General features: G+C 67.1%; 12 protein-coding genes. 6 read left to right on the forward strand and 6 right to left on the reverse strand.

Translation table 11 applies throughout. The features are described from left to right. Positions 1 to 39: 39 nt before the first annotated feature. Genes BLU29_RS05070 through BLU29_RS05085 form a run of 4 tightly spaced genes read right to left on the reverse strand, consistent with a single transcriptional unit; the run spans position 40 to position 3,527 of the window. Positions 40 to 597 (reverse strand): ABC-type transport auxiliary lipoprotein family protein, encoded by a 558-nt coding sequence (locus BLU29_RS05070; RefSeq protein WP_091055642.1) that lies wholly within the window; start codon positions 595 to 597, stop codon positions 40 to 42. Then, positions 594 to 1,598, reverse strand: coding sequence for an MlaD family protein (locus BLU29_RS05075; RefSeq protein ID WP_091055643.1), 1,005 nt, complete (start codon positions 1,596 to 1,598; stop codon positions 594 to 596). The genes BLU29_RS05070 and BLU29_RS05075 overlap by 4 nt, the downstream gene beginning before the upstream one ends. Continuing rightward, a complete protein-coding gene (locus BLU29_RS05080; protein ID WP_091055645.1) occupies positions 1,595 to 2,392 on the reverse strand; it encodes an ATP-binding cassette domain-containing protein in 798 nt (265 codons plus the stop codon). The genes BLU29_RS05075 and BLU29_RS05080 overlap by 4 nt, the downstream gene beginning before the upstream one ends. A 7-nt stretch (positions 2,393 to 2,399) precedes the next feature. After that, positions 2,400 to 3,527, reverse strand: coding sequence for an ABC transporter permease (locus BLU29_RS05085; RefSeq protein ID WP_091055647.1), 1,128 nt, complete (start codon positions 3,525 to 3,527; stop codon positions 2,400 to 2,402). Positions 3,528 to 3,626: 99 nt separating this feature from the next. On the opposite strand from BLU29_RS05085, the gene BLU29_RS05090 reads away from it, so the two are divergent. Continuing rightward, positions 3,627 to 4,268 (forward strand): HAD family hydrolase, encoded by a 642-nt coding sequence (locus BLU29_RS05090; RefSeq protein ID WP_091055649.1) that lies wholly within the window; start codon positions 3,627 to 3,629, stop codon positions 4,266 to 4,268. Positions 4,269 to 4,341: 73 nt separating this feature from the next. Here the strand turns inward: BLU29_RS05090 and BLU29_RS05095 are convergent, their stop codons facing one another. After that, the gene (locus BLU29_RS05095) at positions 4,342 to 4,701 is read right to left on the reverse strand and encodes a DUF1304 domain-containing protein (RefSeq protein WP_091055651.1); all 360 of its coding nucleotides are present in this window, start codon (positions 4,699 to 4,701) and stop codon (positions 4,342 to 4,344) included. A 107-nt stretch (positions 4,702 to 4,808) separates the two neighbouring features. Between BLU29_RS05095 and BLU29_RS05100 the strand changes: the two genes are divergently transcribed. Then, entirely contained in the window at positions 4,809 to 5,333 is a 525-nt protein-coding gene (locus BLU29_RS05100) for a DUF2059 domain-containing protein (RefSeq protein ID WP_157693639.1), read from the forward strand. A 115-nt stretch (positions 5,334 to 5,448) separates the two neighbouring features. On the opposite strand, the gene BLU29_RS05105 is transcribed toward BLU29_RS05100, so the two are convergent. Then, complete coding sequence (locus BLU29_RS05105) at positions 5,449 to 5,895, reverse strand: MaoC family dehydratase (protein ID WP_091055654.1); 447 nt, start codon at positions 5,893 to 5,895, stop codon at positions 5,449 to 5,451. 152 nt (positions 5,896 to 6,047) lie between these two features. Here BLU29_RS05105 and BLU29_RS05110 point away from each other — a divergent pair, with 152 nt between their 5' ends. The 4 genes from BLU29_RS05110 (at position 6,048) to BLU29_RS05125 (ending at position 11,933) form a co-directional block, all read left to right on the forward strand. Beyond that, a complete protein-coding gene (locus tag BLU29_RS05110; protein WP_091055656.1) occupies positions 6,048 to 8,390 on the forward strand; it encodes an AAA family ATPase in 2,343 nt (780 codons plus the stop codon). 43 nt (positions 8,391 to 8,433) lie between these two features. Beyond that, positions 8,434 to 8,739: a transposase gene (locus tag BLU29_RS05115; RefSeq protein WP_157693640.1), complete on the forward strand. Its 306-nt coding sequence runs from the start codon at positions 8,434 to 8,436 to the stop codon at positions 8,737 to 8,739. A 356-nt stretch (positions 8,740 to 9,095) separates the two neighbouring features. Continuing rightward, complete coding sequence (locus BLU29_RS05120; RefSeq protein WP_231962314.1) at positions 9,096 to 10,478, forward strand: pitrilysin family protein; 1,383 nt, start codon at positions 9,096 to 9,098, stop codon at positions 10,476 to 10,478. 126 nt (positions 10,479 to 10,604) lie between these two features. Next, a complete protein-coding gene (locus BLU29_RS05125) occupies positions 10,605 to 11,933 on the forward strand; it encodes a pitrilysin family protein (RefSeq protein ID WP_172830215.1) in 1,329 nt (442 codons plus the stop codon). The last annotated feature ends 94 nt before the right edge of the window (positions 11,934 to 12,027 follow it).

Genomic DNA, 12,027 nt, shown 5'->3' on the forward strand with positions numbered 1-12,027 from the left:
TCTGTCCTCTGTTCTCCGTCCTCGGTTCTCTGTTCTCCGTTACTTCCCGCCCGCCGCGGCGGCGAGGGCGTCACCGAGCTCGTTGACGGCATCGCGGATCTGGCCGACGAGCGTGCCGTAGTCCTTGCCGTCCCAGGTGCGCGGGCTGGCGGTGAAGCTGCCATGCCGCGCGCCGCCGCCGCCATCGGTGGCCGGCGTGAAGATCGTCCAGGTCGCCGCGAGCTGCACGCTGTTGCCCTCCGCGCGGACCAGCTCGCAACGCTGGATCTGCACGGTGATGATGCTGCCGGCGCCGGCCGCGCCGACGCGCGCGCGCAGGAGCTGCGTGACGGCGTCGTCGAGCGCCTCGGCCCAGCGCACATCCTCGTTGTAGACGATCTCGTTCGCCGAGATGCGCACCGCCATCGCCCGGTTGCGCAGGTGGCCGGCGAGCTGCACCGGGCGCACCGTGGCGCCGTCGGCCGCCGCCGCGACCGGGCCGCTGAGCGTGAAATACCGCACGGTGTCGGCCTGCGGCGCGGGGAGATTGCAGGCGGCGAGCAACCAGAAGACGGAGGACAGAAGACCGAGGACGGAAAAGCGGGCGAAGTTCTTCATGGCTGGCCGGGTTTCTTCTTGCCGACGATGAGGGAGCTGGGGTTGCGCGCGAGGGCGTCGGACAGCCGCTCGAGGGCCGCGGCGGCATCGGAGAGCTGGTGGAGGGACGTGGTGACCTCGTCGCCCAGGTTGCCCTGGGAGGCGACGAAGCGCTGCGTGGTGGCGGCGGCGGCCTCGAGGGACTTCAGCGCGGTCTGCGCGTCGGCCATGGTCTTCTTCATCTCGTCGCTGAGCGGCCCGATGTTGCCGTCGAGGCGGGCCAGCACCACGCGGAGGTCGGTGAGGGCGGCGTTGAGGTTGAGAAAGGTCTGCTTCGCCTCGGGGGAGTTGACGAAGGCCGTGATGGCGTCGGCAGCGCCGCCGACCTTGTCGCCAAGGGCCTTCGTGTCGAGGGCGGACACCTTGTCGTTGGTGGTGGCGAGGAGCGTCTTCAGCTGCCGGGAGAGGCCGGTGAAATCCACCTGCTTGAGGTTGGCCACGATCTCCACGATGCTCTGCTGCACCTCGGCGATGGGCGAGGTGATGGCGGGGACGACCGGCAGGGGCTCGGCCATGAAGCGGGGGTTGGGGGGATACTTGCGGACGTCCTCAAAATCGAGCTCCACGAAGAGCAGGCCGGTGATGCCGGTGAGGTTGACGCGGGCGCGCAGACCGCGGTCGATGAGCTCCTGCATCCGGGCCGGGTTGGTCAGGTCGACCTGGACGCCGGTGCTGTCGGTGAGGATGTTGCGGTTCACCTCGCAGGTCACCTGCACGAGCGCCTCCTTGCTCGCCGCGTCATAGCGGACGTTGATGGCCGCCACGCGGCCCACGCGCACGCCGTTGAGCTTGACCGGGGCGCCCGGGTCGAGGCCGCTGACCGACTCGCTGAAATAGATCAGGAACCGCGCGGGCTTGACGAAGATGTTGGAGCCGCCGAACGAGAGAAATCCCACCACAAAGAGCGTCAGGGCCCCCAGGATGAACATGCCGACGGTGGCGGGACTCAGTTTGGTTTTCACGGGGCAGGCTCCTCTTGTTGCCGAACCGTCGCGCCACGTCTATTCAAAAACTCCCGCACCCGGTGGTCCGCGCTGCCCTCCCGCAGCCGGCGCGGATCGCCCTCGGCGATGATGCCCCTGGCGTCGCGGTCGAGCATCACCACCCGGTCGGCGAGGTCGAAGATGCTGGCCAGCTCGTGCGAGACGATGACGATGGTGGTGCCCAGCGTGTCCCGGATCTGGCGCACCAGCTCGTCGAGCTTGAGCGAGGTGATGGGGTCGAGGCCGGCCGAGGGCTCGTCGAAGAACACGATGGCCGGGTCAAGGGCGAGGGCGCGCGCCAGGCCGGCGCGTTTTTTCATGCCGCCGCTGATCTCCGCCGGATAGTAGTCGGCATAGCCGGCGAGGCCGACCTGGGCGAGCTTGAGGGCGACGATCTCCTCCCGCTCGCGGCGCCGGAGGTCGGTCAGCAGCTCGAGCGGCAGGGCGACGTTCTCGCCCACGGTCATGGAGCTCCAGAGGGCGCCGGACTGGTAGAGCACGCCGAAGGTGCGGAGCAGTTCCTTGCGCTCGGCGGCGGAGGCCGCGGTGAAGTCGCGCCCGGAATACTTCACCGTGCCGCCCACCGGGGTGTGCAGGCCGACCATATGGCGGAGCAGCGTGCTCTTGCCGCAACCGCTGCCGCCGATGATGAAGAAGACCTCCGCGCGTTTCACCGCAAACGACACCTGGTCCAGCACGACGCGGTCGCCGTAGGCGCACACCAGGTCGGTGACCTCGATGGCCGGGACTGGGTTGGCGGGGGCGACGTTCATGCGGGGTTCACCAACCGAGGATGTTGAAGGCCACGGCGAAGATGGAATCGGACACGATGATGAGCAGGATGGCCGTCACCACGGCGGCCGTGGCCGCCTGCCCCACGCCGGCCGCGCTGCGGTCCGCCTGCAGGCCGCGCCAGCAGCCGGCCAGGCCGATGAGCAGGCCGAACGCCCCCGCCTTGATCACGCCGGTGTTGATGTCCGACAGGTCCACGATCGTCTGCATCTCCGAGAAATAGAGGTTCGCCGGGATGTTCAGCGGCTGGGCCCCGGCGATCGCCATGCCGCCGAGGATGCCGACGACGTCCGAATAGAGCGCGAGGAACGGCATCATGCAGAACAGCGCGACGATCCGGGGCATGACGAGGAAGTCGATCGGCGAGACGCCGAGCGTGGCGAGGGCGTCGATCTCCTCGTTGGCCTTCATGTTGCCCAGCGTGGCGGCGAAGGCGGCGCCGGTGCGGCCGGCCAGCACGATGGCCGCCATCATGGGGCCCATCTCGCGCACGACCGCCAGGCCCACCATGTCGGCGATCCAGATGTCGCCGCCGTATTGGCGCACGACCAGCGAACCGGTGTAGGCGAGCGTGACGCCGACCAGGAAACTGATCAGGCCCACGATGGGCAGCGCCATGGCGCCGCACTGCTGCATTTCGGCAAAACAGTCGCGCCAGCGGAATTGGGCGTGGCCGCGGAAAAACCGACCGATGCTAAACGCGCATTCGCCGACCAGCTGGGCCAGGTCCTTCGTTTCCCGCCAGAGCCGGACGGTCTCCGTGCCGATGGCGGTGGGCAGGTTGGGCAGGCCCAGCGGCTGCGTCGCGGGCGCGGGCGGTTCTTCGACCAGCAGGGCGGCGAGCCGCAGGGCCTCGGCGGGCAGCGCTTCCAACTCGAGGGCGATGGAGTTGGCTTCGCTCCAGCGGCGGGCCGCCGAGACGAACAGCGCCAGCGAGCTGTCCCACGCGCCCAGTTCCGCCCCCGACAGCACCACGCGCCGTGGCAGCCGGTCACCGATCAGGTCGGTCCAGTCCGGGTGCGGGGCCGTGATGCGCCAGTCGCCCGCCACCTGCACCGTCAGCGTGTCAGCCGCCAGCGAGGCGCCGGCACGGGCAGGGGCTCCAGGTTGACTCATGGCGTTACTCTCACTCCCCTATTCAACCGGGACGAGAATTTTCTGTTCCCGTATTTTGCGTGTCTTTCGTATGTTTCGTGGTTTCCCTGCGGGCGTCCCATGCGTTTCCGCACCGTCCTCTTCGACCTCGATGGCACGCTCATCGACCATTTTTCGGCCATCCACCGCTGTCATGTCTACGCCATGCGCCGCCTCGGGCTGCGCGAGCCGACCCTCGCCGAGGTCCGCGCCGCGGTCGGCGGCGGGCTCGACGAGGCCATCGCCCGGCTCGCGGGCCGCGAAAACGTCGCCGCGGCGCTGCCGCTCTTCATCGAGCACTGGAACGCCACCAATCTCGACGACGTCATCCTGCTGCCCGGCGCGTCCGGGTTGCTGGCGGAGCTGGCGGCCGCGGGCACCCGCTGCGGCGTGCTGACCAACAAGCGCGGTCCCGCCGCGCGCCAGGTTTGCACGCACCTCGGCCTGGACCCGCTGCTGGCCGGCGTGTTCGGGGCCAACGACACGCCCTGGCTCAAGCCCGACGCCCGGTTCGTGGCGCACGTGCTGGCGGCCATCGGCGGCGCGGCCGCCACGACGGCGCTCGTGGGCGACTCGCCCTACGACCTGGCCACCGCGCACAACGCCGGCCTCGCGTTCCTCGGCGTCACCACCGGCACGCACACGGCGGCGGAGCTGCGCGCCGCCGGCGCCACGGCGGTCTTCCCCGACCTCGCCGCGGCCGGCCGCGCACTCATTTTGTAGGAGCCTGCTTGCAGGCGACCCGAGAACCGCATCGCTTTCGCATCGCCTGCAAGCAGGCTCCTACAAGTTCAGATCATCCGGCCGCGCAGACCAGACCCAGCGCCACCGCGCCGGGCACCGCCTGCACCCACAGGATCTTCCGGCTGGCCGTGGCGGCACCGAACACGCCCGCGAGCACCACGCAGGAGAGGAAGAACACCTTGATGACATGGCCGTCCGCGCCGGCCAGCAGTCCCCACCCCAGCCCGGCGGCGAGGAAGCCGTTGTAGAGGCCCTGGTTCATCGCCAGCGACCTGGTCAGCCCGGCTTTCTCCGGGGTGAGTTGGAACACCCGGCGGCCATACGGCGTGGTCCACAGGAACATCTCGAGCACGAGGAACCAGAGGTGCAGCAGCGCGACGAGCGCGATCAGGACGTTGGCGGCGGGGGTCATGCCCCGTTTCTATCCCCGGCCGCCGCCGCAACAAGGGCAAAGCCCGCGCAATGGCATTGCGTCCGCCGCCCGGATCGCGAGGCTGTCCGCGCCCATCCTTTCACCCCATGAAATTCACCCGCCTCCTTCCCGTGCTGCTCGCGCTCGCGACCGGCGCTTTCGCCCAGGACAACAACGCCACCAAGCTCACCCTCGCGCGCGAGGCCATCGCCGCCGTGAAGGCTGACAAGATGTTCGACAGCATGATGGCCCAGATGAAGCAGATGTCCGCGCAGATGGCCTCCAGCGCGCTCCCGCCGCAGGCCACGCCCGCGCAGCGGAAGAAATTCGACGAGTTTCAGGGCAAGATCATGGACCTCTCCATGGAATCCGCCAAGGGCATGCTCGCGCAGATGGACCAGATCTACGCCGACGTCTACAGCGAGGCCGAGCTCAAGGCCATGGTGGCCTTCTTCAAGTCGGCCGAGGGCCAGTCCATGCTGGCGAAGCAGCCGCAGATCATGCAGCGCATGATGCCGCTCATGCAGTCCATGCAGCGCGACCTCATGCCGAAGATGAAGGATCTGACCACGCAATTCGAGGCCGACATGAAGGAAACCAAGGCGATGCCCGCCCCGGCGCAAAAACCCTGAGCGCCTCCGCTTCCTCTTCCAGCCCGCCCGGCCCGGCGGGCTTTTTTATGCCAGCCTGTCTGTAGGGTCGTCGCTCGTCGACGGACTTTCTGCGGCCCGGCGGCAAGCGCCGGCCCTACAACTTCGGGCGGCGCGCCGCCAGCAGCGTGGCCGTCATCTCCTGCACGACCTTGCCGTCCTGGTTGTAAGTGCGGCAGCGCAGCTTGATCAGCCCGCGCTCGGGCCGGGCCGGCGCGTCACGCAGCTCCAGGATCTCCGTCACCACCCGCAGCCGGTCGCCGGGCAGCACCGGGCGCGGCCAGCGGAGCGACTCCATGCCCTGCCCGATGACGCCACCGTCGAGCGCCATCTCGCCGAGCACCATCAGCCGCATGCTCACCGCCGCCGTGTGCCAGCCGCTGGCGACCAGCCGGCCGAACAGCGTGCCGCCCGCCGCCGCCGGGTCGGTGTGGAAGGGCTGCGGGTCGAACTTCTGCCCGAAGGCGATGATCTCCGCCGCGGTCATCTCGTATTCCGCGGTGTTGAATTTATCCCCGACCTTCAGGTCCTCGAAATAACGCATGCCTGAGCCATAAACCCTGAGGAGGAGAAGTCGAACAACCTGTAGCGGCGCTCCATGAGCGCCGGGCGGCGGTCATAGACCGCCGCTACAGAAACCGGGTTTGCACGCCCGGTGTTGCCTCGCCGCGCATCTGTGTGCATCTGTAGGCCTCCGTGGCTGCTCCCGTCCCCATCTCCCTGACCGGCGTCCTCGAGCGCATCATCTTCTTCAACGAGGAGAACCACTACACCATCGCCGAGCTGCGGCCCGAGGCGGCGAAGACCGCCGAGGATCGGGTGATCATCGTGGGCGCGCTGCCGGGGGTGCAGTGCGGCGAGACGCTGCAGCTCACCGGCGAGTGGACGAAGCACGCGCAGCACGGCGCCCAGTTCAAGATCGCCACGCACAAATCCGAGCTTCCCTCCTCCGTCTACGGCATCCGCAAATACCTCGGCAGCGGCCTCGTGCCGGGCATCGGCAAGGTCTACGCCAACAAGATCGTCGACACCTTCGGCACCGACACCTTCCGCGTCCTCAGCGAGGAATCAGGCAAGCTCCGCAAGGTCGAGGGCATCGGTAAGGTCCGCGCCACCGCCATCAAGACCGCTTGGGAGGAACAGAAGACCCTGCGCGAGGTGCACATCTTCCTCCAGACCTACGGCGTCACCACCTCGCAGTGCGTGAAGCTCGTCAACAAATACGGCCCCGAGGCCAGGCGCGTCATCACCGACGAGCCCTACCGCGTCGCCCGCGAGATCGACGGCATCGGCTTCAAGACCGCCGACCGCATCGCCATCAACCTCGGCTACGCCAACGACGCCCCGCCGCGCCTCGACGCCGGCCTGATCTACGCCCTCGAGACGCTGCAGGAGGAGGGCCACACCGCCTACCCGCGCGGCGAACTCGTCGATTATTCCGCGACCCTCCTCGAAACCTCCGCGGAACTGCTGCAGGTCCGCATCGATGCGCTGCTCAAGGATAAGAGCATTGTGCAGCATGAAGGTGGAACCCGGCCTCCGGACGGGTTTGTTGCGGTCGCGAATCCTGAAAGCGCGTCCGGAGGCCGCGCTCCACCTTTCCGCGATCCGTCATCGTTCCTGCAGCTGCCCGCCAACGACCGCGCCGAGCGCAAGATCGCCGAGGTCGTGCAGCGCCTTAACTCCGTCCCCTCCGGCCTGCCCGCCATCAAGGTCGAGGCGGCCATCACCTGGGCCCAGGAGAAGGCCGGCTTCCAATTCCACGACCTCCAGCGTGCCGCGCTGCACCACGCCCTTTCCCACAAGTTCAGCATCCTCACCGGCGGCCCGGGCACCGGCAAGACGACCATCCTCCGCGCCCTCGTCGAGATCCTGAAGGCCAAGAAGGCCCGCGTGCACCTCGCCGCGCCCACCGGCCGCGCCGCCCAGCGCCTCGCCGAGACGACCGGCGGCTATGCCTCGACCATCCACCGCCTGCTCAAGTTCGAGGGCACGAAGCTGGGCTTCACCGTCAACGAGTCGGCGCCGCTCGCCACGGATTTCCTCATCGTGGATGAGGCCTCGATGCTCGACTCGCGCCTCGCCGCCGCGCTGCTGTCCGCCGTGCCGGTCCGCGCGCACCTCGTGCTCGTCGGCGACGTGGATCAACTGCCCAGCGTGGGTGCCGGCAACGTGTTGAAGGATCTGATTGCCGTAGGGTCGTCCCTTGTGGACGGACCGGTCCGGCGACCAGCGCCGACCCTACAAGGTTCCTACTCCCAAGCCCTTATTCCGGTCACGCGCCTGGAGGTCGTCTACCGTCAGAAGGACCAGAGCCTCATCGTCACGGTCGCCCACGCCATCAACGGCGGCAACAACACGCCGCCGCCGGTCGTCAGCGAGGTCGCCAAGGCGCAGGCGTGGAGCGACCTCAACTTCATCGCTGCGTCCTCGCCTGAGGACTGCCTCGCGAAGGTCACGGAACTCTGCACGAAGTTCATTCCGCAGCACTTCAAGTGGTTTGATCCCGTCAACGACGTGCAGGTGCTGGCCCCGATGCACAAGGGCGTCGCCGGCGTCGGCAACCTCAACGCCGCGCTCCAGGCCGCGCTCAACGGGCGCACGCCGGGCCTCAAGACCGTCAGCGGCGAGTTCCGCCCGGGCGACAAGCTCATCCAGCTGCGCAACAACTACGACAAGGATCTTTTCAACGGCGACATCGGGCAGGTGCGCTCCATTGACGGCGTGAAGGGCACGCTCACGGCCGACTTCGACGGCGCGAAGCACACCTTCGAGCGCGGCGAGTTCAGCGACCTCGCCCTCGCCTACGCCATCAGCATCCACAAGTCGCAGGGCAGCGAGTATCCCGTCGTCATCGTGCCGCTGCTCAAGGCGCATTTCGTGATGCTGCAGCGCAACCTCATCTACACCGCCATCACGCGCGGCCGGAAGAAGGTCTTCATCGTCGGCGAGCCCGCGGCCTACGGCATGGCCGTGCGCAATGCCGAGTCGAAACTCCGGTGCACCCACCTGCGGGAGAAGATACTGCATTCCCTGTAGGGTCGGCGCTTGCGCCGACCTACGCCCACCGGGACGTTCCCGCATGGCCTTCAAGCTCCGCCACACCGAGAACCTGCTCAAGGGCCGCGCTTCGGCTCCCGGCACCCGCTATTTCCTGACCTGGTGCACCGCCAAACGCGCGCCGCTGCTGATCGTTGATCCCACCCGAACAATCGCGCGGCAATCCCTGCTGGCCATTGATGCCTCAGGTGATGGCACCCTCCTCGCCGGCACCATCATGCCGGATCACATTCATCTTTTGCTGGAACTTGGAGTGCGGCTCACCGTCAGCCAGGTGGTCGCCAAGATCAAGGCGGCGATCACCCGCACGAGCAACCGGATGACGTGACAGTTGAATTTCTTCGAGCACCGTCTGCGCGAGACGGCTTCGACCGAAGACTTCGCCTTCTATATTTTCATGAATCCCTACTGCGCAAACCTCTGCCCGTTGCAACAATCCTGGCCCGGATGGATTCCAGGCCGGCATGTGCGGTAGGGATTTGAGGATAAAATGAGATCAGGCGGATTCCCGCAACCGGAATGGCTGGCGGAGGCCCGGCAGTTTGGAAAATCGCTTCCGGACGCTGCGGACTAGGTCGGCGCAAGCGCCGACCCTACAGGCCTGGTTTATTGGCGCCCGGTCGCTTTTGTCTTGTTGCAGCAGGGACCGGGAACACTAGGTTGGGCGCTTCCTCCCCCATGCTTATGATGAAACGTCTCCTCGCGTTGTGCGTGCTCCTCGTTTCGACCGCCGCGCTGTCCGCAGCGCCCGCGTCGGTCGAGGGCTTCAGCTACGTCAAGTCCCTCGGCGGCATCGATGAATACCGCCTCGATTCGAACGGCCTGCAGGTCCTCCTCCTGCCCGACCACTCCGTGCCGGTGCTGACCTTCATGGTCACCTACCGCGTCGGCTCCCGCAACGAGGTCACCGGCAGCACCGGCTCGACCCACCTGCTCGAGCACCTGATGTTCAAGGGCACCCTCAACCGCGACCGCGCCAAGGGCAACAACGTCGACCAGCTCCTCGAGCGCACCGGCGCCCAGTACAACGCCACCACCTATCTCGACCGCACCAACTATTACGAGACCCTCGGCAGCGAGCACCTCGCGATGGTCGTCGAGATGGAGGCCGACCGCATGCGCAACCTCAAGCTCGACGACAACGACCGCAAGCCCGAGATGACCGTCGTCCGCAACGAATTCGAGCGCGGCGAGAACTCGCCCGTCCAGGCGCTGATCAAGGAGATCTACCAGGCTGCCTTCGTCGCCCACCCCTACCACCATTCCACCATCGGCCACCGCAGCGACATCGAGCGCGTGCCGATCGAGAAGCTCCGCGCGTTCTACGACACCTTCTACTGGCCCGACAACGCCACCGTCACCCTCATCGGCGACTTCAAGCCGGAGGAGGCGCTCGGCCTGGTCAAAAAGTTCTACGGCGTCTACCCGAAGGCCCCGCACCCGATCCCCGACATGTACACCGAGGAGCCGGAGCAGTCCGGCCCGCGCCGCGTCACCGTCAAGCGCGCCGGCCAGCTCGGCGTTGTCGCCGTCGGCTACAAGAGCCCGGCCGGCCTCCACGACGACTGGGCCTCCGTCCAGATCCTCTCCGACATCCTGACCGACGGCAACAACAGCCGCCTCTACCGCGCGCTGGTCGACAAGGGTCTCGCGACGAATGTCTTTGGTTTCCCCGGCTACTTCCGCGACCCGTCCCTCGCCATCCTCTTCGCCGCGATGGCCCCCGGCGCCACGCACGACCAGGTCGAGAAGATCATCCTGGAGGAGGTGGAGAAGCTGAAGAAGGAGGGCGTCACGCCGGAGGAGGTCAACGCCGCCGTCGCCAAGCAGATCACCGACATGTCGTTCCAACGCGACGGCTCCTTCGCCATCGCGGGCCAGCTCAACGAGCACATCGCCACGGGCGACTGGCAGAACTTCGTGCTTGTCGGCGACAAGTTCAAGAAGGTCACGCCGGCCTCGGTGCAGAGCATCGCCAACAAGTACTTCAACGGCGACCAGAGCACCACCGGGTGGTTCATCCCGCTCGCGGCCGGCGCCGCGCCCGCGCCCAAGCCCGCCAAATAATAACACTTACAACACCCACAACCTGTCATCCTGAGTGCAACGAAGGATCCATCGGAATTCCCGCACCTGAAACGCTTCGCGACTGCCCCTGGATTCTTCACTCCGTTCAGAATGACAAACCATAACATGAAACGCCTGTTTTATCTCCTCTCCGCCCTCGGGATCATCGTTTCCGCGGCGTCCGCCCAGATCGCCGCCGGCACTGTCCGCACCAAGGTCGCCGGCATCGACGTCATCGCCTGCAAGACCGGCGTGAAGGACGTCGTCTACCTGCGCGGTTCGCTGCCCGCCGGCGACGCCAAGGACCCGGCCGACAACCCCGTCATCGCCAGTCTGGTCGGCGGCATGCTCGACCGCGGCACCACCAAGCACACCAAGGCCCAGATCACCGAGATGCTCGACGCTGTCGGCGCCTCCATCGACTTCTCCGCCGGGGACCACGACGCAGAGTTCAACGCCCGCTGCCTCGCCAAGGACGTGCCGCTGGTCGTCTCGCTCATCGCCGAGCAGCTGCGCGAGCCGGCCTTCACCCAGGAGGAGTTCGACCGCCTGAAGCAGCAGATGGTCGGCCACCTGAAGCGTGCGCAGGAAAGCACCGACTTCCGCGCCACCGACGCTTTCACCCGCGCGGTCTACTCCACCGGTCATCCCAACCGCCAGGCCCCGCCCGACGAAAAGATCGCCGCCGTCCAAGCCGCCACCCTCGATCAGGTGAAGCAGTTTCACGCCAGGCATTATGGCCCGGCTCACTTCACCATTATCGCCGCGGGCGACCTCGACATCCCCGCCTTGCAGGCCGAGCTCGGCAAGAGCTTCGCCGGCTGGACCGGCGGCACGCCGCCCCTCGCCGTGCCCAAGTCCGCGCCGACCGACGCCCCGCGGGAGCAAACCGTGTTCATGGCCGACAAGACCAGCGTGAGCGTCACCTATGGCCAGGCCACCGGCCTGCATTACGGCGATCCGGATTATTTCGCCCTGCGCACCGCCACCGCCATCCTCGGCAGCGGCTTCACCGGCCGCCTCATGGGCAACGTCCGCGACAAGGAGGGCCTGACCTACGGCATCGGCTCCTCGCTCAAGAACGACACCTTCACCGACGGCGACTGGTCCATCACGGCCACCTTCGCCCCGTCGTTGCTCGACAAGGGCATCGCCTCCACGAAGCGTCAGCTCGACCTCTGGTATAAGGAGGGTGTCACCGCCGACGAGCTCGCCCGCCGCAAGGACAACCTCATCGGCTCCTTCAAGGTGAGTCTCGCCACCACCAACGGCCTCGCCCAGAACCTGCTCATCGCCGTCCAGCGTGGCAAGGACGTGGGCTGGCTCGACCAGTATTCCGACGTCATCCGCGGGCTCACGCTCGAACAGGTCAACGGCGCCATCAAGAAACACCTCAATCCCGACCAGATGTATCTCATCAAGGCCGGCACGGTTCCGGGCGCTGTCGCCAAGTAAGTAAGGTGGAACCCGGCCTCCGGACGGGTTTTTAAAAGCGCGGCAGGACGCCGCGCTCCACCTCCATCAACGCCCGCCACCCGGCGGGCGTTTG

The organism is Opitutus sp. GAS368, assembly GCF_900104925.1.
Lineage (GTDB): Bacteria > Verrucomicrobiota > Verrucomicrobiia > Opitutales > Opitutaceae > Lacunisphaera.